Annotated in this window: 22 protein-coding genes; 15 read left to right on the top strand and 7 right to left on the bottom strand. The window is 46.3% G+C overall.

Translation table 11 applies throughout. The annotated features are described in order from the left end of the window. Nucleotides 1-8: 8 nt before the first annotated feature. Complete coding sequence (locus SATMO3_RS08430) at nucleotides 9-869, bottom strand: EamA family transporter (RefSeq protein WP_371380014.1); 861 nt, start codon at nucleotides 867-869, stop codon at nucleotides 9-11. Nucleotides 870-1005: 136 nt separating this feature from the next. Between SATMO3_RS08430 and SATMO3_RS08435 the strand changes: the two genes are divergently transcribed. Beyond that, nucleotides 1006-1938: a LysR substrate-binding domain-containing protein gene (locus tag SATMO3_RS08435; RefSeq protein ID WP_371380016.1), complete on the top strand. Its 933-nt coding sequence runs from the start codon at nucleotides 1006-1008 to the stop codon at nucleotides 1936-1938. Nucleotides 1939-2052: 114 nt separating this feature from the next. After that, a complete protein-coding gene (locus SATMO3_RS08440) occupies nucleotides 2053-3381 on the top strand; it encodes an FAD-binding oxidoreductase (protein WP_371380017.1) in 1329 nt (442 codons plus the stop codon). 170 nt (nucleotides 3382-3551) lie between these two features. Here SATMO3_RS08440 and SATMO3_RS08445 read toward each other — a convergent pair whose 3' ends face one another. Next, nucleotides 3552-4076, bottom strand: coding sequence for a hypothetical protein (locus SATMO3_RS08445; RefSeq protein ID WP_371380018.1), 525 nt, complete (start codon nucleotides 4074-4076; stop codon nucleotides 3552-3554). A 194-nt stretch (nucleotides 4077-4270) separates the two neighbouring features. On the opposite strand from SATMO3_RS08445, the gene SATMO3_RS08450 reads away from it, so the two are divergent. The 3 genes from SATMO3_RS08450 to SATMO3_RS08460 all read left to right on the top strand — a co-directional run bounded on the left by SATMO3_RS08450 (nucleotide 4271) and on the right by SATMO3_RS08460 (nucleotide 7741). After that, nucleotides 4271-5434: a hypothetical protein gene (locus SATMO3_RS08450; RefSeq protein WP_371380020.1), complete on the top strand. Its 1164-nt coding sequence runs from the start codon at nucleotides 4271-4273 to the stop codon at nucleotides 5432-5434. Nucleotides 5435-5686: 252 nt separating this feature from the next. Beyond that, nucleotides 5687-6037: a 2Fe-2S iron-sulfur cluster-binding protein gene (locus SATMO3_RS08455; RefSeq protein ID WP_371380021.1), complete on the top strand. Its 351-nt coding sequence runs from the start codon at nucleotides 5687-5689 to the stop codon at nucleotides 6035-6037. Nucleotides 6038-6043: 6 nt separating this feature from the next. Further along, nucleotides 6044-7741: an FAD-dependent oxidoreductase gene (locus tag SATMO3_RS08460; protein WP_371380023.1), complete on the top strand. Its 1698-nt coding sequence runs from the start codon at nucleotides 6044-6046 to the stop codon at nucleotides 7739-7741. Nucleotides 7742-7877: 136 nt separating this feature from the next. Here the strand turns inward: SATMO3_RS08460 and SATMO3_RS08465 are convergent, their stop codons facing one another. From SATMO3_RS08465 to SATMO3_RS08475, 3 genes are all read right to left on the bottom strand, one after another. Next, nucleotides 7878-9611 carry a radical SAM protein gene (locus tag SATMO3_RS08465; RefSeq protein WP_371380024.1) on the bottom strand — a complete coding sequence of 578 codons (1734 nt, stop codon included), beginning with the start codon at nucleotides 9609-9611 and terminating at the stop codon, nucleotides 7878-7880. A 1-nt stretch (nucleotide 9612) separates the two neighbouring features. Continuing rightward, on the bottom strand, nucleotides 9613-10740 hold the full coding sequence (locus tag SATMO3_RS08470; protein WP_371380026.1) for a cyclic nucleotide-binding domain-containing protein: 1128 nt from the start codon (nucleotides 10738-10740) through the stop codon (nucleotides 9613-9615). Nucleotides 10741-10901: 161 nt separating this feature from the next. Continuing rightward, a complete protein-coding gene (locus SATMO3_RS08475; RefSeq protein WP_371380027.1) occupies nucleotides 10902-12548 on the bottom strand; it encodes an ATP-binding protein in 1647 nt (548 codons plus the stop codon). Between the two features lie 274 nt (nucleotides 12549-12822). On the opposite strand from SATMO3_RS08475, the gene SATMO3_RS08480 reads away from it, so the two are divergent. Then, the gene (locus SATMO3_RS08480) at nucleotides 12823-13311 is read left to right on the top strand and encodes a GNAT family N-acetyltransferase (protein WP_371380029.1); all 489 of its coding nucleotides are present in this window, start codon (nucleotides 12823-12825) and stop codon (nucleotides 13309-13311) included. Nucleotides 13312-13516: 205 nt separating this feature from the next. Here SATMO3_RS08480 and SATMO3_RS08485 read toward each other — a convergent pair whose 3' ends face one another. Beyond that, nucleotides 13517-14536 (bottom strand): glycosyltransferase, encoded by a 1020-nt coding sequence (locus SATMO3_RS08485; protein WP_371380031.1) that lies wholly within the window; start codon nucleotides 14534-14536, stop codon nucleotides 13517-13519. Between the two features lie 104 nt (nucleotides 14537-14640). Then, a complete protein-coding gene (locus SATMO3_RS08490) occupies nucleotides 14641-15510 on the bottom strand; it encodes an AraC family transcriptional regulator (RefSeq protein ID WP_371380032.1) in 870 nt (289 codons plus the stop codon). Nucleotides 15511-15644: 134 nt separating this feature from the next. Here SATMO3_RS08490 and SATMO3_RS08495 point away from each other — a divergent pair, with 134 nt between their 5' ends. The 9 genes from SATMO3_RS08495 to SATMO3_RS08535 all read left to right on the top strand — a co-directional run bounded on the left by SATMO3_RS08495 (nucleotide 15645) and on the right by SATMO3_RS08535 (nucleotide 24107). Beyond that, nucleotides 15645-16082, top strand: a complete 438-nt coding sequence (locus SATMO3_RS08495) for a GNAT family N-acetyltransferase (protein WP_371380034.1) — start codon at nucleotides 15645-15647, stop codon at nucleotides 16080-16082. Nucleotides 16083-16146: 64 nt separating this feature from the next. Next, on the top strand, nucleotides 16147-17004 hold the full coding sequence (dapF, locus tag SATMO3_RS08500; RefSeq protein ID WP_371380036.1) for a diaminopimelate epimerase: 858 nt from the start codon (nucleotides 16147-16149) through the stop codon (nucleotides 17002-17004). Between the two features lie 140 nt (nucleotides 17005-17144). Beyond that, nucleotides 17145-17582 carry a MarR family winged helix-turn-helix transcriptional regulator gene (locus SATMO3_RS08505; protein ID WP_371380038.1) on the top strand — a complete coding sequence of 146 codons (438 nt, stop codon included), beginning with the start codon at nucleotides 17145-17147 and terminating at the stop codon, nucleotides 17580-17582. A gap of 34 nt (nucleotides 17583-17616) precedes the next feature. Continuing rightward, the gene (locus SATMO3_RS08510) at nucleotides 17617-18813 is read left to right on the top strand and encodes an MFS transporter (RefSeq protein ID WP_371380040.1); all 1197 of its coding nucleotides are present in this window, start codon (nucleotides 17617-17619) and stop codon (nucleotides 18811-18813) included. Nucleotides 18814-19386: 573 nt separating this feature from the next. Next, a complete protein-coding gene (locus SATMO3_RS08515; RefSeq protein ID WP_371380042.1) occupies nucleotides 19387-20385 on the top strand; it encodes a tripartite tricarboxylate transporter substrate binding protein in 999 nt (332 codons plus the stop codon). Continuing rightward, complete coding sequence (locus SATMO3_RS08520; protein ID WP_371380044.1) at nucleotides 20382-20834, top strand: tripartite tricarboxylate transporter TctB family protein; 453 nt, start codon at nucleotides 20382-20384, stop codon at nucleotides 20832-20834. The genes SATMO3_RS08515 and SATMO3_RS08520 overlap by 4 nt, the downstream gene beginning before the upstream one ends. Before the next feature lie 16 nt (nucleotides 20835-20850). Next, nucleotides 20851-22338 carry a tripartite tricarboxylate transporter permease gene (locus SATMO3_RS08525; RefSeq protein ID WP_371380045.1) on the top strand — a complete coding sequence of 496 codons (1488 nt, stop codon included), beginning with the start codon at nucleotides 20851-20853 and terminating at the stop codon, nucleotides 22336-22338. A gap of 9 nt (nucleotides 22339-22347) precedes the next feature. Continuing rightward, the gene (locus SATMO3_RS08530; RefSeq protein ID WP_371380047.1) at nucleotides 22348-23346 is read left to right on the top strand and encodes a M14 family metallopeptidase; all 999 of its coding nucleotides are present in this window, start codon (nucleotides 22348-22350) and stop codon (nucleotides 23344-23346) included. A gap of 41 nt (nucleotides 23347-23387) precedes the next feature. Next, nucleotides 23388-24107: an aspartate/glutamate racemase family protein gene (locus tag SATMO3_RS08535; protein WP_371380048.1), complete on the top strand. Its 720-nt coding sequence runs from the start codon at nucleotides 23388-23390 to the stop codon at nucleotides 24105-24107. Nucleotides 24108-24145: the final 38 nt, after the last annotated feature.

Consider the following 24145-nt stretch of genomic DNA (forward strand, 5'->3'; position numbering starts at 1 on the left):
GTAAATCGTTAGCCAAGTGCTAAACACGTCAATCCAATCAACATGGTTGCAGCTCCGGTCAATCGTATTTTGAAATCGCTTTCCGACAATAATTTTGCACCCAAAACCGCGCCGATTAAAATACTGATTTCCCTGGCAGGTGCAATATAACTTACAGGACTAAAAACCATGGCTGTCAGCACAAGAATATAAGCCAGCGGTGAAAGTATGGCCACGCCGATTGCTTCTTTTTTATGACTCTCCCATTGCTCTTTGACTTTATCCCAGTTTTTTAATGAATAAGGAGTTAAGAGCAGGACTCTGCCCAAATTTGTTGACCAGTCCATTACGAGCGGCGGTAACAGGTATATGCTGACGGCAACTTTGTCAACAACGGTGTAGCCGGCAATAGCCGTACCGCAGAGCAGGGCATACAGTATTGACTTACGGGCGCCGCTAGTCTTTTGGCTAAAGGGGTTGCCGGTGATGACCAGAATGCCTGCGCCTATGAAGAATGCGCCGGTCAAGGCAAGCAGTGTGGGTTGTTCGTTCAGAAGCAGAATTGCCGTTAATATAGACAGGAGCGGTCCGGTCCCCCTGGCCAGAGGATATATCACGGAAAGATCGCCGAAACGATAGCCTTTGTCCAACAGGATAAAATAGATCGAATGCAAAAGAGCGCTGCCGAGGATAAGAATTATATGATAAGATTGGAGTAAGGGCTTTTCTATCAGAAGTATCCATAAGGCTAAAGGAAAATAGAAGATTGCGGATAGGGTGGCGAATATCCAAATAAATGCCGTGCCGCCGCAAGCCCGCTTGGCCAGAAAATTCCAGGCTGCATGACAGAAAGCGGCTATAATTATCAATGTTAGTGCAAGACTGGTCATTTCAAACTCCTTCCTGAATGAAAATACTGGCAGGTACGATGAATGTATGCTCATTTTAATATATAAAAAAATAAAAGTAAAACAGATATAATTGTGATAAAATATCTATAAATTCGATATTTATGGGTGATAGTGTATGGAGTTTTTAGGTATAGAGGCGTTTCTGGCAATTGTCCAAACCGGCAGTTTGACGAAAGCGGCCGAGATACTTCATTTATCCCAGTCAACTGTTAGCTACAGGTTAAAAGTGCTGGAGAAGGGGCTGGGCGCCACTCTTATTGAGCGCAGGAAGGGGATACAGACTATTAATTTGACTCCGTTTGGTCAAAGTTTTGTGGCCTTGGCCGAGCGTTGGCGCCTGCTCAACAGAGAAGTGGAATTCTTACAGTCAAGAGGTCCGCAGGTTAGCTTAACAATAGGGGCTGCCGATAGCCTGAACGTCTATGTATTGCCGCCGCTTTACCGGGCAATCAGCCAGCAGTGTCCTTTTCTGCATCTCCAGATTCGCACCCAGCACACTTTAGAATCGTATGAGAGCATAGCGCGCCGTGAGGTTGATGTGGCGTTTGTGAAGATGGAAAGAGTTGTACCCAATGTTGCTGCTGAGCCATTTTTTGAAGATGAAATGGTGCTGGTCCGGCTGGCGACAGAGGAAAGGACACCGGCAGATACTTTAGCGCCGCCGGAACTAGATTGCCGCTACCAGCTTTATTTCAATTGGGGGCCGGCTTATCAAATGTGGCATGACCGGTGGTGGGAAGTCTACAGTCCGTCTTATCTGCGAATTGATGCGGCGGCGCTGATTTTCTCACTTATGTGGGATACCCGGCAATGGGCTATTGTACCTCAGTCGATAGCTGCTTCTTTTGCCAAAACTGATAAATTTGTAGTGCAACGCCTGTCAGACCCGCCCCCGCCAAGAGTGTGTTATAAATTACTGCCTAAATACCCTGATCCCGCCAAAGCGTCATCGCTCAATTTGCTAAACCAGCTTGTCCGGTTACTTTACAACAGCGGCAGCTCTAATGCCGGACACCTGCCTATAACAAAGGAGACTTATCAACGATAAGTCTCCTTTGTTATGTACTACTATTGCCAGCATGAAGCGCTTAGTTTCCGCGCCAGTAGCAATATGTTGCTAATATACATAAAATGACTTAAAAAGAGAAAGTGTGGTGGTGTAATGTTTGAAGGATTAACCGGACACGTTGTATTACCTGGCGATTGTCAGTATGCGCAAGCAAGGCGCGAATGGAACAAAGCCGTCAACAAATTTCCCAGTGTCATTGTATACTGCTATGAACCCGGTGATGTAGCCAATGCCATTTTATGGTCACGCAGACAGGGCATTCCATTGCGGCTTCGTTCAGGCGGGCATAATTATGAAGGGTACTCAACCGGTACTGGTAAACTGGTTATAGATACTTCCTGCATGAACCGGATTTACGTGGATAATAACAATGATACCGTAAATGTACAGGCTGGAACAAGATTAGCGCAGCTGTATGAAGCTTTGTCCCATTACGGGTATGCTTTTCCGGGCGGGACATGTCCGACAGTGGCCATTGCCGGTTTAGTCCTGGGGGGCGGCATAGGCTTATCCACACGGTATCTGGGGCTTACTGCCGACAGCCTTATAGAAACTAATATGGTGGATGCCGGGGGCAATACTGTAACAGCAAATAATTGCCATCATTCCGATCTGCTTTGGGCGCTCAAGGGCGCCGGCGGCGGGAATTTTGGTGTGGTAACTTCTTATAAATTTGCGCTAAAAAGAAAAGTAAACAAAATTACTCTCATTAAACTGGAATGGAGTGACAACATACCGGCAAGGCGTGATTTTCTCCGAATATGGCCGGTATGGCTGGAAACCCTGGATCGCAGGATGAGCGCTTTTGGCGGAATCTACAAGCGAGGCGCCTGGCTTTATGCATTCTTTTACGGAAGAGCCGATGCGGCTGAATATATCTTGTCGCCATTGCTCGCAATACCGGGAATTACGCTTAGGCAACTTGAATATGTAGATTTTATTGAAGCTATAAATAGCATAAGTGCTACCTATTCCGGGCCGGAAGCTTTTAAATCTACAGGCAGATTTATGCAGGGGCCGCTTCTGCCTGACCAAGTGGATACTCTGCTTAACATTATGGACAATGCGCCTTCAGAGGCCAGTTCCTATCTGTCTGTATACTCCCTGGGCGGAGCTGTTCGTGATAAAAACGAAGAGGATACAGCTTTCTACTACAGAAATGCAGACTATATTTTAGGTGCGTCATCTACCTGGAAGACAGAGCAAGAAGCGCCGGTTCATAGCCGGTGGGTGGCGAATGCATTTCAATATATTTACACTATCTCAGTCGGATCGTATATTAATTTTCCCTATGGCGCTTTGCCCAACTATCAGCGCGCATATTACGGAAATCATGTACTGCGATTACAAAATATTAAACAAAAGTATGATCCGGACAGTGTTTTTTCATTTCCGCAAAGTATTAAAACAGCCGGAATATAAGTGGTAACAACCAGGTAATGTAAAAAGGTGATCTGAGGCCCTAGGGCCTCAGATCACCAAAATGTTTTTAAAGTACAACCAGCGGCACTCACCTGTCACTAAGGTTTGGTGTAGCCGCTGGCTGTGTTTTTTTAGTTAGGTGAACTCAACTGTATTATATAGACGGGCATTTACTTTTTAATGGAAAAGGTTAAACCGCCGGTAGCAACCGTACCGATGCTGATTGGAATATCGCAGAACTCAGGAGAAGGACCGGCGTAAAGAATATTTTCGATATTAACGGCCAGACACGTACCTACAGGGAAGGTTGTTCCGGATACGACGATGTCTATGTCGGTTACAGTGTCGTCAGTAACGGTGCATGTAAATGAACTTAGATTGACAGTTGCTGTCGGTCTTGTCAGCTCTAACACAATAAATTTGCTGTCTTCGTCTACTTCAACTTTAATGTCTACTTTTGGTTTGCAGCATTTATCCTTGTCCTTATCCTTATCCTTATCCTTGTCATCATCCTTGTCATCATAGGAATCATAATCCTTCTTAGGTTTGTGCTCGTAATGATCATCGGAATAATCGCGATCACCGATGAATCCCTTAAACCGTCCGGTCAGTACCTGAAAATCACGCAGAACAAGTGTGACGTTTAAGCATCCAAGAAAATCTAGTCCTTTAGGGAAGCCTTTTGGGGACTCCATTTAGTATCCCTCCTTTATATATTCGGCTTATTGGCCTACTGCATAATATGCATTTTGTTATGTAAGAGTTACTGGAACTTTACGTGTGGAAGTACTGTAATTTTTCAAACAAAAAATTGATCGATAATCACGTTAGCACTTTTTATGAATAGAATATAGTAGACCATAAATTTCATTATGAGGGGTTGACAGTTGTGGTAAAGAAACATCCTCCCGGCGGTCTTAATATTGAGTCTGGTTCAACTGTGACTGTTCTTACAACTGCGGCTTTAGGAACATATCATAAAAGAGTACTTAAAGGAATATTTACCGGCGTTGTTATTGAAGAAACTCAACAAAAACTCGAACGGTCACGCAAACAAATCTCAATTTATGCTACCGGAGATTATTTTGACGAATATGATAATCAGGAAAAAGATGAAATGTACGACAAAGACCATAAACCAGACAAAGAATATAACACCTATCATAAGCCGGATAAAGAAAAAGAAGAGTATTATAAGCCGAACAAAGAAGAGAAATATGACGGATATCATAATCCGTGCAAGGTAAATGAATGTGAGTCCCATAAGCCGTACAAAGAAAAAGAGCATGACGAGTGGCATAAGCCCTACAAGGAAAAAGAGTGTGAGGAGTGCCATAAGCCGCACAAAGAAAAAGAGCATGACGAGTGGCATAAACCCTACAAGGAAAAAGAGTGTGAGGAGTGCCATAAGCCGCACAAAGAAAAAGAGCATGACGAGTGGCATAAACCCTACAAGGAAAAAGAGTGTGAGGAGTGCCATAAGCCGCACAAAGAAAAAGAGCATGACGAATGCCATAAACCCTATAAGGAAAAAGAGTGTGAGGAGTGCCATAAGCCGCACAAAGAAAAAGAGCATGACGAATGCCATAAACCCTATAAGGAAAAAGAGTGTGAGGAGTGCCATAAGCCGCACAAAGAAAAAGAGTATTGCGAATGTCACAAGCCGCATAAGGAAAAAGAATGTGACGAATGCCATAAGCCGCACAAAGAAAAAGAGTATTGCGAATGTCACAAGCCGCATAAGGAAAAAGAATGTGACGAATGCCATAAACCGCATAAGGAAAAAGAGTATGACGAGTACAATAAACCGCACAAGGGAAAAGAACATGACGAGTGTTATAAACCGAATAAGGAAAAAGAGCACAATGAGCATCATAAGCCTTATTCAGATAAACACCACCATGGACAAAAACCTTGTGAGGAACAACAAGAAGAGTATTTGGCCCTATCGCTGGTAGTTCCATCATTTCCCTTTGCGACCGGGCAAATCGTATATATCAATGTGGAGCAAATTGTTGCGGTCTCCGTTCTTTGTACAAACGAGACAAAATAGTACGCCTTCTTTATGTTTATTCTTGTCGGAAGCGCTTTTGAGAAAGTATATAACATTAATAAGATTATGCCTGGGATATATGCATCTTCAGGCATGATCTTTTATTATTGTATTAAGCCGTATAACAGACAGTCAGGCAAGGCTCATTCCAGGTACGGCCGTAAAGTCCTGCCTGTTTTGTAATTGTCAGCAGGATGATACTATAGGTTATAGAAATTAGTAAAAAAGATAGTGCAGGGGAGGCAGTAAAACGTGAGCGAAAAAGCAGCGTATATTAAGGTCAAAGTCTTTCGGTTTGATCCTAGCGCAGAAACCGCAGGACGGTTTCAGGAGTATCTGGTGGAAAGTAAGGAACCTTTATCCATAATGGCTTTATTGGCTAAAGTCCATGAAGCGGATCTCACCCTGGCTTGCCGCACTTCTATGTGTTTTAAAGGGCAATGTGGCTCCTGTCTGGTGCGGGTAAACGGTCAGGACGTTTTTGGCTGCACAACTCTGGTAAAACCGGGAGAGGCAGTTGTAATCGAACCCCATTCTAAATTTGCGGTTATTCGCGATGTCGTAGTTGATTTCTTTCAACCGGCCGGGAATAGAAAGGAGTAGAACACTATGGAAATCACGGAGCAGTTACAAACCGACATACTGGTTATCGGCGCAGGCAGCGCCGGTCTCAGGGCGGCACTGGAAGCTGCTGAGGCTGGTTCACGGGTTTTAATCCTTAATAAAGGACCAGCGGGTAAATCAGGCATTACCCTGACTGCTGCCGGTGGTATGCAGGTGCCAATACATCCTGAGGATAAGCCAGATTACTATTTTGCAGATACCGTCCGTTGCGGCTATGACCTGGGTGATCAGAACCTGGTGCGTGCTTTAGTGGAAGAAGCGCAGGGAAGACAAGCCGATTTGGAACGTTATGGCGTCAATTTTGTTCGTGATGCCAGCGGGGGTTACTCTATGGGTCAGTTCCCCGGCCAGACCAGACCAAGAAACGTGTTTATAAAAGGCGGCGGCATTGGTTTGGTTTCCGCCCTGGTTGGCGCTTGTAAACATAATGAACGGATTACTATCCTTGATGATTTTTTTGTAACCGGCCTGGTCAGGGAAGATGGCTCTCAGGGAAAGGCTGTTGCCGGAGCAGTGGGTTTGAATTTAAAAAATGGCAATCTGACTCTTATCAGTGCAAAAGCTACTATAATGGCTACCGGCGGCTGTCAGTGGCTGTGGGAAACAACAGATTGTCCTGCCGATGCAACCGGAGACGGGGTAGTCTACGCATACCGGGCCGGAGCGGAACTGATCGATATGGAAATGGTATTATTCTATCCGTCGGTCATACTCCGACCGGCGTCGCTTAAAGGGGCCTTCGTGCACTATGAGTTTCTTAGTCCTGACGTCTTGGACGGGAACGTTTATGATAAAGATGGACAGGCCGTATTGCCCAAACCGCTGCCTGTACGGGATCAAGCCATGCGGCTGATGGCAAAAGCCATTCAGGATGGCCGGAGCGGACCTCATGGTGGATTATTTTGGTATGTTGGGGATTCACCCAAAGGCGAGGAAGTTGTCCGCAAAGTGCTCAACACGTTGCAGTACAATTACATAAAATCACACGGAGTTAATCCCGCAGCCGATAAAATAGAAGTTGCTCCGGGCGCCCATTATCTCATGGGCGGCATATTCATTAATGAAGAATGCAAAACTTCTATCAAGGGACTATTTGCAACGCCTGAATGTGCGGGTAATTTCGATGGCGCTAACCGGCTGGCTGGCGGGGGAATTACGGCAACGCAGGTCTTTGGGGCAAAGGCCGGAATATGCGCCCACAAGTGGGCACGTTCAACTGGCCCTGTGACGATTGGCGCAGCCTCGCTTGAGGAAGAAATCGGACGGGTTAGCAGCAGAATTGCTGGTGGCAATCATAAAAAATCAAATATTATGCCATTACGGGAAAAATTGCGGTCCGCAGTTCAACAATACGCTGGCGTAATCCGCAATAAAGAAGGATTATTGCGTCTACAGGAGATTGCCCGGGAAATAAAGGAAGAATTAGGCAGTGAAAAGGTTCCGGCGGTAACGTATTACAATCAACAGTTAGTGGATTTGTTGCAATTAGAAAATATGTGTGAAATTGCCGGTCTGGTGGCCGGTTGCGCACAGTTGCGTCAAGAATCCCGGGGACATCATTATCGCTCGGATTTTCCTGACCCGGATAATCTGAATTGGCTCCAGCATACGCTTGTATTCCAAAAAGATGGTAAGCCTGGATATGGCAAAAGACCTGTAGTAAGAATCAGGACCCCGATTTGAGGGGTATGTGAAGTAACCGATAGTTCAAATTTAGTTATAGACGATCTTTTTTGGTGTATTGTATGGCGAATGCAATTATTAACCAAGATGCTAATAACGAAAAGCAGGTACCGCTACAGTACCTGCTTTTACAATGCTATTTATTAGTATAAGCTGCTGCCATCCGGCGGCTGGCGGCGTTAATGGCCGCTGTAATTTCCCGGGTGTAATCAGTGCTGCCGCTGATAATATCGATCAGTGTTTGTTGTTTAAACTTGACCAGATCCAGTTTGGAACGCAGGCCAATAGCTTCGGTCATCATCAGATATTCATCGGAAATATCTGTGGGTATGCCGATGCCTGCCGCATAGGCGCGGAGTTTGCCTGTTTCTTTTAATACAGCCTTACTCTCCATATTGTGCAGTGAAGATCCTAGATCCTGCCAAAATTCAACAGGCTTATAAATTGAGTACTCGTATTCCATAAAGTTTTGGGTGAAGGTTGCCGCACCCTCGGAGAATGTAAAGCCGAATTTGTCTGCCTCCTTATACCACTTGGTTTCCGGGAACGGTCCGGGAGGGTTTACGATGACGGTATCTGGCAAAGACTCATCAATTAAGGCTAGGTTAGCTTGAAAAACTTCATCCAGGGTAATTCCGGCAGGCAATGGGCAGGGATAAATCAGTGAGAGGCCGATTCGGCAAGAAATACCGATTGAGTCTGAGGCCAGTCGGATGGCGGCAATAGTATTAACGATATCTTTTTTTTCTACTCCCTTATTCATAATATCCCGGTTAACACCGTCATGGCCTGTTTCACCGCCCATAAAGACGGCTCTGAGACCCGCCTGAATCATAATACGGTATGCAGCAAGTGTTTCCTCGGTAACTTTGGTTGCGCGTACAAACATAGAGTAACGGATATTTAGCCCATGAGCAAGAATTGCTTCAGCAATCTTGCGGCCATGTTCTACCGGCGTTTCGGAGCTGCTGAACCGGAAAAAGGCTACGCCGCGTTGCAGCATTGCTTTAATTTCAGTAATAATGTCTTCGACAGGCCGGGGGGTAAATGGAACAGTGCAACGGGTGTGAGAGCAAAAATTGCAATTATTCCAACTGCAACCGACCCCGTCAACAATAGTATGAAACAGAATTTTGTCGTCAAAATCGGCGTCACCATAGTCAGGGATAGTTTGCGTAGCTAATCCCCGGATAACATCCTGGCTATCTCCGGCAAATCCGCCTGTTTTTAGCAGGCGCCCGCCTAATGTTTCTACGACCTTCTCAAGGAAGATCTCTTTATACAGAGTTTGACGGCGCAGAGTTATCAGTTTCTCCAGTATTTCTTCACCTGGTCCCATAATAGCAAGATCAAAGTCGGAATTACATAATACTATGTCGCCATAAACTTTAACCTGGGGGCCGCCGGCGACAATGACTGTTTCCGGGCAGTGACGCTTAATTTCAGCCGCCAGTTCGCGACTCCATGTATAAGCTTCGCCATACCAGAGTTTTAACCCTACCATTGGGATGTTCCGGGCTTTCAGGTCGGCTACAATGCTACGAATCCGGTTACGCATATATTCCCGGCGGCAATTTAGGGCATAAGCGTGCAATGGCCAAGCAGCAATTAACAGACTGCCGGCAACAGGCTTTAGCCGGTAAGTTTTCATTAACAATTTCGTTGCGGCCTTTAATAGTTGCAGGCACCAGCCAGGAACGCCATTTTCCAAAGTAGACACACGTTGATCATCAACAATTTCTGCATACAATCCTTTATGCGCCAGAAAGGTGCGAAGAATGACAAGACTGTTTTCAAGGGCCGCATCCGAGACCACGCGCTGGCGAGGTGCATAACTGTTAATCAGGAGTATATCCGGGTTTGGGTTCATATTATTTTGCCTCCTTATGCTGATTGATTCTGAGCTTTTCACCAATCTCAGGGCAGGAACGCTGCAGCTTTTCAAAGGAGAACCGTGACACTGTTAAAATTTCGCATTCTGTAGCAGCTTTAGCATCAATTTGATGATGCGCCTGTTCGAATAGACCAACTGAGCCGAGCACATCACCGGCATTTGCCAGGAGCGCAGCCCCTGTTTGATCGGTAATCTGCATTTTACCGGCAATAAGCAGATTGAGCTCATTGCAAACATCACCCAGGTGAATGAACCCGCTCCCTTGTTTGCAGTCTACCGGCATTGCTATCTGGAGTAAGCCTTTGATCTCAGCCTCATTCAGGTTAGCCAGCAGTGATATGTTATTTAAGGGCTGGCCAATAAGCTGCCTAACGGAATTCAAACGCTCCTGCTCGCTGACAAATAAGTTAACAGGATAGCGGGCGGCCTCCGGAAAATTAGCTAGATACCACTCCCTGGCGGCAGTAGAATTAGAATATTTTTTAGCAATGCGCAAATACGGAGAGCGAATGGCAGCAAAGTGTTCGATATCTTTCGGCAATAGTAAAATTGGTACAACAAAGCCATAACCCGGATCCTGGAAACCGCTGGTGAATCGCCGGTACCCAAGTTGCTCGTACATAGGCAATAAATACGGATTGCAACCGCCGAAATTAAAATCAATATTATGCTCCCTTAAATATTCATAGCTCTTTACCATAAGCTTAAAAAACACCGGGGTTCCACGGTACAACGGGTCTACCATCATTTTGGTGCCAAAGCAAATAATGCTGTTATTGTCATCAAATTCCTGGAAACGATTTAATTTGAATATGCGGATAAGTTCATCCGGGAAGTCTTTGGCCATACCGACGGTAGCCCGCACAGCTCCGATGATTTGCCCGTTATCCAGGGCAGCATAAGCCAAATCACTCCACGGATCGAGTTCATCAATAACCTGCTGACGGATGTGATCGGTACCGGGAATACTACGGCTCATTTCTTTTACATGCACTTGATAACGGAAACGATAAATAGCTTTTTTTTCTGCTTGCGTATATGCATCATAAATTTTTACATTTTCCCAAACAGGTGCATTTTCACTTTGTAATTGACGATTTTCCATGTGTTTCATCCTTCCTTTTTTGTTAGTACGTGACTTTGCTAACTTTTTAGTCAATTCGATACCATAAATTCACCTCCAGCGTTTGGTTTTTGCCTTTACGCAGCCTAAAAAAGCGGAAAGGCGAAAAAAAAAGGCCATATCGGCCTTCTTTTTGCTTTGGACTACTTGCGCTGAAACTTTATGTGAATTGTCGTCCCGGCCGGTCCTGTATCAATGTCTAGTTTAGCATTGTGTCTGTGAGCGATGCGATAGCAGATGGCCATACCCAAACCGGTACCGGTGGCTTTGGTGGTGAGAAATGGTTTTCCAAGGTTATCGAGGATATGCTGGGGGATACCTGGTCCCTGGTCAGAGACAGTAAGGATGATTTCAGCATCGTTGCTATCTGTTCTAAGGTGCAGTTGCCCCCCTGCCGACATAGCTTCAATAGCATTGCGGGTCAAATTAAGTACAAGCTGTTTTATTTCTTTAGCATCAAGATAGAGAACGGTAATATCGCCAAGCTCAAGACGAGTGTCAATATTTGAGGAAATCGCATCTGCCTGGATCAAAGGATGTATTGACAATATAATTTCGTTCAGGCTGCATTTCTTCATATCAATGCTTTTGTTTTTACTTAACGCCAAATATTCGGTAATAATTTGATTGGTCCGGTCGAGTTCATCCAACAATAGGGTAAACTGTTCTTTATAATGCTGGAACTCGTGCTTGTTACCAAATAATTGTAAATAGCCTCGTACGGTGGTAAGGGGATTGCGAACCTCATGCGCGAGATTGGCGGCCATCTGGCCCACAATGTTCAGCCGGTCGAGGCGGGATACATCCTGTTCGAGCAAAACCCGCTTAGTTATATCGCGCATTATCCCTTCGACAGCAACAGGTTGTCCGGCTGAATTAGTGACAACAGTTTGTTTTGGTTCCAGCCAGAGAGTCTCTCCGTTCTTGTGGATCACCCGGAAAATGGAGGATTCATTATTCTCGATTGGTGATTTTATAATTTTTTTTAACTTTCCTCGATCATTAGGATGAACGAGGCGCATCATCTGACGCAGTGTATTCAAATCTGCTGGATCATAGCCGGTCAGTAGTTTTACTGCCGGACTAATATATTCTAAACCGGCTGGTTTAATCAGTTGATAGCGATAGATAACATCGGTGGCGTTTTCTGCTAGCAAGCGGTAATACTTTTCCTTAGTGGCCAACTCATCCCTTATTTTTTCGAAATAGATGAACACCGTTCCAATGGCGACGATTGACCTAAGTACACCGTCAATCAGGTAGCCCCAGGGAACAAACCAGTTAATCGTCAATAGAAGGGGCATATCCAATGTATGCAGCCCCAGAAGTATAAAAGTCCAAGCAGTAAGTCGCTTACCTATCCCCTGGATGTTGACCTCCTGGACAACAATTCCTGTACTAATATAAGTAATACCTATTAATAAAGTCCCTGGCACAATATATACTTCAATTGGAAGTTTTAAAAGAACCCCTAAAGCCGTGCATAGCAGAACTACTAAGCTGGTGATAATCCAAACTTTTGGGATTTGTCTGCCTACAAGTCTCAAAGTCCCTATTGTCATAAGAAGATTATCAGCGAAACAAAGTAAAGAATATATTAGGCTTATGCCTATGGCGGACTGTTCAACGAAAGATACTTCAAAAAAAACGATACGAATTTCGTGTAAAATCCATGCTGCCATCCACATTGCCAGATAGCCATGCTTGTACTGAAAGTAAAGGTATGTATAAGTCAAAACCATTAAAGCAGTGGCAATAATATTGGCTGTGACAGCGGTATCCATTGACATGGAACCCCTCCCATTCAGTGAAACTCACGGTATGTTCAAATCTTAGTTGAGCTAACGATTCCAATATAGTATTTGTATAATAATCACAATTTGTAATTTTCTAGATGATCCTGCCAATTCCTCTATATATTTCCAAAATATCCAAGCTGCCCGGACGGTGTTCACTGAATTAACCTTTATAGGAGTTTATTACTGGATAGAGAAAAGGTAATAAGATATTATGATAAAAAGAGTTTGTCCTGGGCGTAGATGCTCAGGAATGAGGGGGATGGTTATGGATTTGATATATAAACCAATTAACGCCGACCAAGATTTAACTGACAGCATTATAGTCATTCGCAATTCTTTTGCTACCGTTGCGGGAGAGTTCAACCTTACGCCGGATAATGCGCCTACCAATCCGGCGTTCATCGAAGTACGGCACCTTAAGAGAATGCGTGAAAAAGGCATTGTCATGTTCGGAGTCTTTCATGATGAGAGTCAAGTTGGTTTTGTCGCCGTGGAGAAAAAAGCTGAGAATGAATTTTATATGGAACGGTTGGCCGTATTGCCTGAGTACCGGCATAAAGGCTATGGACGGAAAATTGTTGAGCATGTGTCGGCCTATGTTGCCGGCCAGGGGGGCGGCAGGGTATTAATCGGCATGATTGATGAGCATGTGCTGTTAAAAGCCTGGTATTGCAGCCTGGGTTTTAAGGAACAACATGTTGCACGGCATGTCCATCTTCCTTTCGCGGTGTGCTACATGGAAAAAATCCTGTGAAAAACGAACCCCGCCTAAACGGTTTTTAAGCGGGGTTCGTTTTTCAAGTCGTTATTTTTCGCTGCCGGCTGCAAGCTTAGCAGCCAGTAGGCCTGCCGGAGCGCAGATTGACCAGTTCGCTTTTTTCGGCGAATACCAACGTTTCCATGGTAACCAGCTGCAGGATTATAAGACAAAGGGTCCGGCAGCACATTCGGCTAAATTTTTAGCCGCAGGCCAGCTTATTGCTGATAATCTCAAGCAGTGTGACCGCCCGGTTTTTCCAGGAGTTATCTGAGGCCAGCTGAATTCTCTCGGCGCGGCTCCGTTTGCCGGGGGAAGGCAAAAAGCCCGGAAACATGCTTTCGGTTATCCCGGTGACAAAGTCCGGCGGTATTTCAGGCAAAGGGGTGCTTAGAATCGGCAGACCGCTTGCCAGGTATTCCCAGAATTTAATCGGGTTTACTCCTTTTGTCATGTCGGTAATTCTAAAAGGAATTAAACAGTAATCAAAGTTGCTCAGATACCGCGGCAGCTCGGAATAAGCCTTATGATGGAGATAATGTATGTTCTTGCTGAGCAGCGCCAGCCAATTCTGTTTCAATAAAGGTCCTATGAGAACAAATTCATAATCAGGCAGGCATCGCGCCATGGTGTTGACTAACGGCATATCCACCCAGGGGGCGATTGAGCCGATATAGCCGATGATAGGTCTTCCCGGTTTAAAGGGAGTACTCTCAATATACTGTTTGGTTTGAGCTTCCTTGAAATGGTTATAGTCACAACCGTTGGGAATTAAATATACTTCTCGTGCCAGTAAGCTGGCCCGGACGACAAGCGAACGGGCCGTGGCAGTCACAATATCGGCATTCAGTACTGCTTGCGCGTAGCTGGGGAGCCAGTCGGAAAACTCGCCGGCCGGTTCATCTACCGAATCAAACAGGAGCAGGTCAACTTCCGGTAATTGAACCTGTGTTATGTGCGGAGGATAAGTGAAGTAGGCTAGGACAGGCTGGCCAGGGTACAGCTTCCTGGCTGTTTTTACGGCTGTATTAAAAGTTAGGCCATTGGCCAGAAAGAGGTTTGGCGAAAGCGAAATAAGCCCTTCCGGGTGCTGCTTGTAAGCATTAATATTGCAAAAGACAGAAATGCAGCCAAGCTCCGCCAGCGCCTTTAAGAGCTGCTGCGGTCGCTGGTGCAGGTAATCCCAGTCGAATGTCGGCGGATATACGATCACCGGTTGCATAGTTACCACCTCGCTCCATTATATTCACTAGTAGTCAGGGGTTGACTGGCGGTGCTATTTCTGAAAAAAACTGCCGGTCCGGTACAGAACAGCAGGATTTACGCTTATTTGTGCAGGTTATGATATTTTTTCGGAGAGGAACCATACATCTTTTTAAAAGCCCGGGTGAAGTTGGCATAATCCTGAAAACCGCTTTCCAGGCAGGCGGTTAATACAGGTTCGCCGGACCGCAGTAAATGATTGGCGGCAATCAGTCTTTTCTGCAGTATATACTGATGGATGCTGAAGTCGGTATGTTTTTTAAACTTGCGCATGAGGTAATATTTGCTGAGAAAAAAGACGGATGCCAGTTTTTCGATTGTTAAGTTTTCGGCAAGATTATCATCAATATATTGTAGTACCTTGTTGACCGTCTCATCGTATTCCATATCGTTGTCAGCGGCGATTAGCCCGTTTTCCCTGTCTAAACTCAGTCGGTTCAGATAAATGATAAACTGCAAAAACAGCGCATTCCCCAGCAAATCATCTGCAAAGTGCTGATTGTGGCAAGTGCTTTGAATTTGTGCGAGCAGTGACCGGATCATGTCCCGCGTTTGTGGTGTCATGCGTAACAAATTGCATTTAGGTTGACCGCTTATTTCAAAGCAAGTTAATAAGTTGGACTGGGTATTGCTATGTTTTTGTAAAAAGGAAGGCTTGAGCCATAGAACCATTCGCTTGTAGGCAGCGGCAGGATCGATCACCGGTTTATGAAGGGTGGAACTGCTGACTAAGAGGATATCCCAGGGTTTCAGTTTGTAAGCTGTACCTTCTATATAGTAGGTCACGTTGCCGGCGATAAATACGACAACCTTGTTGAAGTCATGATAATGAGATTCAATTTGCATTTCTCCCTTATCTTCCAGGTTGAAGAAAGTAAAGTCGCTTAGCAGATAGCCGCGCTTGTTATTTTGAAATTCGTTATCTTTATCCATAGTATTAGTGTTATTCGCCAGGGCAGTTTTTGCAACCTTTTTTTCCAGCTTACGCAATGTTTGCCTGAGTGTAAACTACTATAATGACAATAGCGATCAGGGAAAATTGAACAGGCCTGGAGGGAAAAGAATATATGTTGACCATAGCGCCTGTATGTGCCGCAGAGTTGGGGGAGCTGGCCGGCCTTTACGAACAGCTTACCGGCAGGAAAAGCAACCTGGCGGTAATGGCGAATATCTTCGGGAAGATAATAAACAATCAGGATTATCTTTTACTTGGCGCTAAAGATCAGGCGCAGCGGTTGGTTGGCTCGCTGCTGGGAATCCTATGTATGGATATGGTGGGGGAATGCCGGCCGTTTATGGTACTGGAAAACGTCATAGTGAGTAAACGCTGCCGCCGGCAAGGCATTGGCAGAGAAATGATTCAGTATATTGAAAATTACGCGCGCGAGCGAAACTGTTATTATGTCATGATGATTTCTTTGCTTAAGCGTACAGAAGCCCACGCATTTTATGAACAGGCAGGCTACAAACCGGGAGTAGTGCAGGGATATAAAAAATACCTGTAAGCATATATAACCCTGCCTGTAAATCTTTCTTGGATATTATATACCATTTTAAGGAGGAAGCAAATTGAAGTCTGATTTTTACAAATATCACGCGTTAGGCAATGATTATATTGTTATTGATCCTAATAAGACCAGGATTAACTACTTATCGGAGGAAAACATCCGGCTGATCTGTCATCGTAATTTCGGTGTCGGCTCAGACGGCATTTTGTACGGGCCATTATTTCAGGACAATTCCATTAGCTTAAAAATATTTAACCCGGACGGGAGTGAGGCTGAGAAAAGCGGCAATGGCATTCGGATATTTTCACGTTACCTGGCGGATGCCGGGTATATTACCGGCAGTAAATTCCGTCTAGCCACATTAGGCGGAGAAGTCGATGTTGCGCTAATGGACAGTAAGGGCGGACAAATACAGGTGGATATGGGAACGGTAACCTTTCAGAGTGATCAGATTCCGGTAGCCGGCCCGGTTCGGGAAGTAATTAAGGAAGAACTGACAATCCTTAACCGGCGGCTAACTATTACCTGCTTGTCGATAGGCAATCCCCACTGCGTCGTGCTCTGTGACGACATTTCCAGGGAACAGGCTATTGAATTAGGCGCTCTGCTTGAAATAAATGCTATTTTCCCTAACCGGATTAATGTACAATTTTTAAAAATTTTAGACCGTAATAACATTCAAATTGAAATATGGGAACGGGGCGCAGGTTATACACTGGCTTCGGGCAGCAGCAGCTGTGCTGCTGCCAGTGCCGCATTCAAAATGGGTTTGGTTGATAAGGAGATAAACGTGCATATGCCGGGCGGAATCATCCGGATCGAGCTGCAGGCTACCGGCAGAGTTTTGATGACCGGACCTGTAACTTCGGTTGCAAAGGGAGTATTTTGTGAGGAGTTATGGGCTCAGCTTACAAAATAGGAAAATGTCGGGCTTGTTTTATTAAAAGTTAGCGGTCGAATCACAGACAAGAGAAGAGCCACCTTGACAGATGCATACTAATTCTTTATAATTATTGCGAGGGCAACGATATCGTTGCCCTCGCAATAATAGGAGGGATCATGAACGAATTAATAAAGTGGATTTCTATTGCCGACAGGTTTAACAAAATGTATTTGAACAAAAAATTCGAGCCGTTGGGAATCAATAGCAGTCAACAGGTGTATATCCTGCGAATATGTGAACACGAAGGGATCACACAGGACAAACTGCAGCCGCTTATTCACATTAACAAAAGTAATATAACGCGGGCTCTGGCGCAGCTTGAAAGTGCAGGCTTTATCAGAAGAGAGCCTAACAAAAAAGATAAGCGGACTATTCGGCTGTACCCTACTGAAAAGGCAAGGAATATTTATCAGGAGATCATCAATATTGAAGATGAATGGATAGCCCTGATAACAAAAGACTTTTCGTTTCAGGATACCGAAGCTTTAGTAAGCCTCATTAAAAAAGTGGGTGAAAGTGCCATCGATTCTTTACATGGGGATGAAGATGAGTAATTTTTAGAATGCACAGGAATATCAGGTGAAAATTATGCAGAAACAATCGTTGTGGACTCAGGCTTTTATGGGAATGAGCCTGAGTAGTTTTTTCCAGTATATGACGCACTATGCCTTAATTGCAGTAATGCCGGTTTTTGTTATAGAACAGATGAATGGTAATGACTGGCAGGCAGGACTGGCAATGACTTTTTTTCAGATTGGCGCCGTGCTTTGCCGTCCACTCGCCGGTAAATGGATCGATGAATACGATTCCAGGAAAATGCTATTCTTGTCACTGGGCGTTTTTTTATTAGTCAGCATAATGTATTTGGGCGCAGCAGACAGCCTGTACTTTTTGTTGATAATACGGTTACTGCACGGAGCTGTGTTTGCCATCGGCACCACCCTTGTGGCTACAATGGCGGCGCTGGCTTTGCCGGCGACGCGCAGGGGGGAGGGAATTGGCTATTTTGCCATGTTCTCGAATCTGGCCATGGTGGTGGGGCCTTTTTGGGGATTGATAATTATTGCCCATTATCAGTTCATTATCTTGTTTGCCGGGTGTATTGTTTTGGCAATATTGGCTTTCTGGTCTGGCAACAGGGCCGGAGTCCATAGTGTTGCCGGCCAAGAGACGACGAAGAAAAGCAGACGTGCATTGGAATGGAGTAATTTCATAGAACCTTGTGCCTTGCCCATGGCGCTTACTGGCGGGCTGTTATTTTTTGCCTATACAGGGGTACTGGTATTTATTCCTTTATATGCGAAACAGCTCAACCTTACCGAATATACCAGCGCGTTTTTTGCTGTGTTTGCGTTATTTATTGTAGCGACCAGGCCGCTGGTGGGGCGGGTATTTGACCGTTCTGGCGCCAATACTGTCGTCTATCCGGGATTTATCTTCTTCATGCTGGGGCTGCTTGGCTTAACTCAGGTAGAGGGACCTGTAAGCTTTTTCCTGGCAGGAAGTGTTATTGGCATTGGGTTTGGTGCTCTTAGTCCGGTCTTTCAAACACTGGCGATACAACTTTCACCCGCCCACCGGGCAGGTGTGGCTACAGCCACATATTTTTTAGCTTTGGATATTAGCGTTGGGCTCGGATCGTTTTTTCTTAGCGTAGTGACTGCTCATGCCGGCTATCATGCTATGTATTTCTTTGCCGCGGCAGTTACCGGTATTACAGCCGTCGTATATTATGTTTTGTCGGCAAAATGCTACACTGCTAAATTGGCTGAAGCAGGGGATTGAAGGGCTTTAATACTGTTAGACAACCAGCCAGCCGGCCTGATGAAAGCATACTCGGTGCGCCCGGTTACGGCGGCATCTCCTTTGTGTGGCGGATCAAAAAAGAGAGAAGCTTGACTGGTTAGGCGGCAGGCGGCAGGAGAAACCCGTAGCTAAAATATAACTAAATTGACTTGACAATACATCTTTCACGTGTTATTATTCTGACCATACAATATTTGCTGATCAGGCCACTGAAGGCAAAGAGAAACTCATTTGAGTTTTTCTTTGCCTTTTTTATTTTCAGAGAGGAGAAGAAATCCTCACTGATAAGGCGTAAGATCGGTTTGATCCGTGTCCTAAAAGGACATAGTACAAGCCAGATTCTTACTTCATCCTAGTTAATTTGTTAACGGAAGGAGAATAGGAAATATGCATAAAAAGCAGTAAGAAACATAGCCCTGGCAAGGATAATAAAACAGATTGGCATTATTTTAATGGTATACCAGTATACCGGGATGCCGTGCCGAATCGAAAGCCGAATTTACTTAGAATTAAATGAACCTATTTGTGGCAGAAAAGTTTAGGAGGAAGATTATGAGAGCAAAGAAAATGACCGTTCTTCTGGGGATAATGCTGCTATTGGCCGCTTTGGTGGCGGCAGGCTGCAATACTGCCAGTCAAACACCGAAAAAACAGGAGGCTAAGTATCCGACAAAACCCATTACCCTAATTGTGCCATTTGCCGCCGGCGGCGTCAGTGATCTGGTATCCCGCCAGATTGCTCAGGTCAGTAAGAACTATTTGCCGCAGCCTGTTAATGTTGTCAATCGTCCGGGCGGTTCCGGCACAGTTGGTACAAACGAGGTAATCTCGGCAACCGCCGATGGTTATACGTTGCTTTTTGGCTCAAGCGGGGAACTGGCATCCGGGCTGCATGTGGTGAAAGCTCCCTATGGAATTGACAAATATTCACCTTTGGTGCAAATCGGTTCGTTACGGGTGGCGGTTGCAGTAAAAAAAGACGCGCCCTGGCAAAACCTGCAGGAACTAATCGCCTATGCCAAACAAAATCCCGATAAACTGTCGGTGGGAATTCCCGGCGAGGGGACGGTGGTTCACCTGACAGGGGTAAATTTCTCGCAAAAGGCCGGAATTAAATTAACATCAGTGCCTTTTCAGGGAAGCGGGCAGCTAATCCCCAGCTTGCTGGGCGGCCATGTTGATCTTGCCTTTCTCAATGTTTCGGAAATCATGAGCCAGTATAAAGCGGGTGAAGTGAGACTGCTGGGTGTTTTTGCCGATACGCGGGTGGAGGCGGTTAAGGATGTGCCTACGGCGAAAGAGCAGGGGATTGATATTGCCGGTGGCGCCAGTCATTATATTGTGGCTCCCAATGGATTACCGGATAATGTAGCCAAAACCCTGCAAGAAGCCCTGAAGAGAGTGACGGAAGACCCTCAGTTCCAGGAATTTGCTAAAAATACGGGGTATCAGGTAATCTACGCGGAAACAGATAAATCGAAACAGGATTTGAAACAATGGTACGAGACAACAGGCAAGATCTATACGGATTTGGGAATGATGCCCAAATGATGCTGAATAAAATCATTATAAGCGCGCACCTGGCGTGTGCTGCCGGCTACCTGCTTGTCGCCGGCAGTCTTCCGCTAGGGACGTTAAAAGCCCCTGGCGCCGGCTTATTTCCATTGATCATCGGCATATTGTGGGCGGCTGTTTCCTTGTTTGCTCTTGCTAATAGAAGGGGCGAGGAAAACAATGGCGACAGTCCGGACGGGGCGGACTCAGCCCGGGTATTTAAAGTAAGTGCGGCCATTGTAATATACACGCTGCTGCTGCCTGTCATCGGATTTTCTTTGAGCACGTTTTTGACTCTGATGTATGTCTCTTATCTGATGGGAAACCATAGCCGGGTTACATGCCTGGGGTTCAGCCTGGCAGGCGTCTTTTTATCTGTCCTGATTTTTCAGTGGCTGCTGCAGCTTTCTTTGCCTGAACCGCTCTTGACAATGCTTGACTTTTGAAAGTGAGTGATTACCAGTGGAGGATCTTATTCAAGGATTTATTACTGTTTTTACCGGGCAGAATCTGGCCTGGTGCTTTCTGGGAGTGGTCATGGGGACACTGGTCGGTGTATTGCCCGGTCTCGGACCGGTCGGAGCCATGTCGCTGCTGTTGCCGGTGACTTTTAATATGGATACCACCAGTGCCTTGATTTTGCTGGCGGGTATTTATTACGGATCAATGTATGGCGGTTCAACCACCTCCATACTGGTGAATGTTCCGGGGGAAGCCGCCTCGGTGATTACCTGCCTTGACGGCAACAAGATGGCGAAGCAGGGAAAAGCCGGCCCGGCATTGTCGATTGCCGCCATCGGCTCATTCGTGGCCGGCACGGTCGGGGTTGTACTGATTATGCTGATGGCGCCGGCGCTGGCCCGAGCGGCGCTGAAATTTGGACCGCCGGAATATTTTGGGATTGCTTTGCTGGGGTTGTTGCTGTTGACACGGTTGACTGGTAAGCAGGCCATTAAATCCTATATCATGATGTTCTGCGGGATTGCTCTGGCGACAGTGGGAATGGACCCGATCGGCGGGACAGAACGGTTTACTTTTGGCAGCCAGGCTTTAATCCAGGGGTTGGATTTTATTCCGGTTATTATGGGCTTGTATGGCATTGCCGAGGTGCTGAGCAGTGCGGAAGATGTGTTTAAACCGCTGGAAGTATTGAAAGTAAAGTTTCGGGAATTATTGCCCTCCAAACAGGATTTTAGAGACAGTGCCGGACCGGTGGCCAGGGGAACACTGCTGGGGTTTCTTATCGGGTTAATTCCGGGGCCTGCCAATATTATCAGTACCTTTGTGTCTTACGGTGTGGAAAAGAAGCTGAGCAAGCATCCGGAAAAATTCGGCAAGGGCGCCATTGAGGGAGTTGCCGGTCCGGAAACGGCGAACAATGCGGCCAGCTGTGGAGCCCTGGTGCCGCTATTATCTCTGGGAGTGCCTTTTTCACCGCTGCCGGCCGTCTTATTGGGAGCCTTTATGCTGCATAATGTAATCCCCGGACCGACGCTGATCCAGGAGCATCCTGAAATTTTCTGGGGGCTTATTGCCAGCATGTATGTGGGGAATGCAATGCTTTTGGTACTTAACCTGCCGCTAGTGGGCTTGTTTGCCCGTGTCGCCAGTATACCCGGCAAATATCTGATGCCGCTGGTCATTGTATTCTGCTTTATCGGCGCTTTCTCCGTGCGTAACAGTCTTTTTGATATCTGGGTATTGGTCATATTTGGCTTCCTGGGATATTTTTTCCGCAACCACGGGTACGATCCAACGCCGCTGGCCTTAGGAATGGTATTGGGGCCTATGCTGGAAGACAGCTTTCGGCAGTCGCTGGTTTTGTTCCGGGGAGATATGCTGGGATTCCTGTCACGTCCCTTGTCGGGGGTTATGATGGGCTTGGCGGCTTTAATTCTGGTTTGGCCGTTAATCCGGTCAGCCGTACAGTGTTTTTTCATAAAAAAATGAGGTGATACTATGAAGATTTTTGGCTATCAGGTAGAACCGGGAACCCGGCTGTGTGAGTATGTCAAAGTGGGTGAACTGGCTTGTTTTAGTGATATCCGTATTCCCGTGCTGGTAATCCGCGGCGAGCAGGCAGGGCCTACCTTATGGTTGACCGGAGCTGTTCACGGGGACGAGCTCAACGGTTTGTGGGCTATGCGTCGGCTTTTCTGGGATCTGGCTGTGAAAGATTTGCGGGGAACATTGGTGCTTACGCCGCTATTAAATCCAATGGCTTTTTTGGCCCGTTCGAAAATCAGCCCGCTGGATTATTTGGATATGGATCAGCAGTTTCCGGGAAATCCGCAGGGGCTTTACTCCGAGCGGGTTGCCCATGCTGTCTTCAGCGAGTTGCGGGACAAAGCCGATTATGTAATTGATTTTCATACCTTGAATCACTTGTTTAGCGCCACGCCGTATACGGTGTCTAAAATTGTGCCCGGCGCCGCTGACAGTACGAATAAGACTGCGCTCAGCATGACCAGGGCTTTTGGCGTTTACCCGAACTGCCGGGTGGATTTGCAAAGCGCCAGCGGGGAACTTCCCGGCGCTACCAGCGGCGCTTTGGATATTCTTTGCATGCAGCATAATATTCCTTGCTTTATGGCGGAACTGGGCGGCGGCGGCCGCTGGGACGAACCGGTCATTCAGGTTGCCTATGAGGGCATACAGAATGTGATGGTAAGCCTCGGGATGCTTGCCGGCGAACCGCTGGCCCCACGGAAACAGCTGATGATTACCAAACGGAAGTTCTTACGGAGCAACGTCGGCGGGTTGGTGCGAATGGCGGTGGAGCCGGGGAGTTTTGTGCCGGCCGGCGGCTTACTTGCTACGATATATGATTTCTGGCAGGAAGTGGACCGGGTATACGCCGAGCAGGATCTGTTTGTAATTGCCGCTTGTTTTAATCCGGTTGTTTCCAGCGGCGACCGCCTGGCCTTTGTCGGCTATGAATGGCACGAGGCCGAGTAATATGAGTCTTAAAGCACTGAAACATGATAAGGACTGATAGAATGTTTGCGTGGAAATATAAAATTGGTTTGCTGATTTCAGCCAGAAACCAGGTAATTGAACCGGATTTTAACCGCTATAAGCCGGCCGGTGTCACTGTGCACAGTACACGCATTAAAAAAGATCAGGATTATACCAATGTCGACACCATGACCGAATTGCAGGCAGCCGCCCACGAGGCTGCCGTGATAATTGGTCAGGCCGGGGCAGACATTGCTGTTTTCGGCTGTACCGCCGCCAGCTTTCTACAGGGCTGCGGTCAGGACCGGACCCTGTCAGCGTCGCTGCAGGCTTCTGCGGGTATCCCGGTGGTCACTACGGCCACCGCTGTCATTGAGGCGCTGCAGGCAATGAAGCTTAAACGCTTAACCATTATTACGCCGTATATTGATGAAATCAATCGGCGGGAGAGCGATTTTTTTACCGGCAACGGCTTTAGTGTTACCGCTCTAGAGGGCATGAATATTGAACAGACCAGCAAGCTGCCCGGCCTGGCACCGGAGGAAATTTACCGTTTTTGCGTCAGGCATTTTGATAATGAAAGTGATGCCTTATTTATCAGTTGCACCAATATCAGAGCGATGGAGGTCATCCCGTATCTGGAAATGCATTTGGGGAAGCCGGTGATTACTTCCAATCAGGCCAGTCTCTGGTATGCCTTGCGGCAGGCCGGCAGCAAAGACTGCAGCGATCATTGCGGGTTATTGCTGCGAGAATATTGAAAGGCCGGACTATTAAAAACTGATTAGCGGATAAGGGG

This window comes from Sporomusa aerivorans (assembly GCF_041428895.1).
Classification (GTDB): domain Bacteria; phylum Bacillota; class Negativicutes; order Sporomusales; family Sporomusaceae; genus Sporomusa; species Sporomusa aerivorans.

Coding starts and splice junctions, on each gene's coding strand:
- SATMO3_RS08430 (WP_371380014.1), bottom strand. CDS start 869: ATGACCAGTCTTGCACTAACATTGATAATTATAGCCGCTTTCTGTCAT.
- SATMO3_RS08435 (WP_371380016.1), top strand. CDS start 1,006: ATGGAGTTTTTAGGTATAGAGGCGTTTCTGGCAATTGTCCAAACCGGC.
- SATMO3_RS08440 (WP_371380017.1), top strand. CDS start 2,053: ATGTTTGAAGGATTAACCGGACACGTTGTATTACCTGGCGATTGTCAG.
- SATMO3_RS08445 (WP_371380018.1), bottom strand. CDS start 4,076: ATGGAGTCCCCAAAAGGCTTCCCTAAAGGACTAGATTTTCTTGGATGC.
- SATMO3_RS08460 (WP_371380023.1), top strand. CDS start 6,044: ATGGAAATCACGGAGCAGTTACAAACCGACATACTGGTTATCGGCGCA.
- SATMO3_RS08465 (WP_371380024.1), bottom strand. CDS start 9,611: ATGAACCCAAACCCGGATATACTCCTGATTAACAGTTATGCACCTCGC.
- SATMO3_RS08470 (WP_371380026.1), bottom strand. CDS start 10,740: ATGGAAAATCGTCAATTACAAAGTGAAAATGCACCTGTTTGGGAAAAT.
- SATMO3_RS08475 (WP_371380027.1), bottom strand. CDS start 12,548: ATGTCAATGGATACCGCTGTCACAGCCAATATTATTGCCACTGCTTTA.
- SATMO3_RS08480 (WP_371380029.1), top strand. CDS start 12,823: ATGGATTTGATATATAAACCAATTAACGCCGACCAAGATTTAACTGAC.
- SATMO3_RS08485 (WP_371380031.1), bottom strand. CDS start 14,536: ATGCAACCGGTGATCGTATATCCGCCGACATTCGACTGGGATTACCTG.
- SATMO3_RS08490 (WP_371380032.1), bottom strand. CDS start 15,510: ATGGATAAAGATAACGAATTTCAAAATAACAAGCGCGGCTATCTGCTA.
- SATMO3_RS08495 (WP_371380034.1), top strand. CDS start 15,645: ATGTTGACCATAGCGCCTGTATGTGCCGCAGAGTTGGGGGAGCTGGCC.
- SATMO3_RS08505 (WP_371380038.1), top strand. CDS start 17,145: ATGAACGAATTAATAAAGTGGATTTCTATTGCCGACAGGTTTAACAAA.
- SATMO3_RS08510 (WP_371380040.1), top strand. CDS start 17,617: ATGCAGAAACAATCGTTGTGGACTCAGGCTTTTATGGGAATGAGCCTG.
- SATMO3_RS08515 (WP_371380042.1), top strand. CDS start 19,387: ATGAGAGCAAAGAAAATGACCGTTCTTCTGGGGATAATGCTGCTATTG.
- SATMO3_RS08520 (WP_371380044.1), top strand. CDS start 20,382: ATGATGCTGAATAAAATCATTATAAGCGCGCACCTGGCGTGTGCTGCC.
- SATMO3_RS08530 (WP_371380047.1), top strand. CDS start 22,348: ATGAAGATTTTTGGCTATCAGGTAGAACCGGGAACCCGGCTGTGTGAG.
- SATMO3_RS08535 (WP_371380048.1), top strand. CDS start 23,388: ATGTTTGCGTGGAAATATAAAATTGGTTTGCTGATTTCAGCCAGAAAC.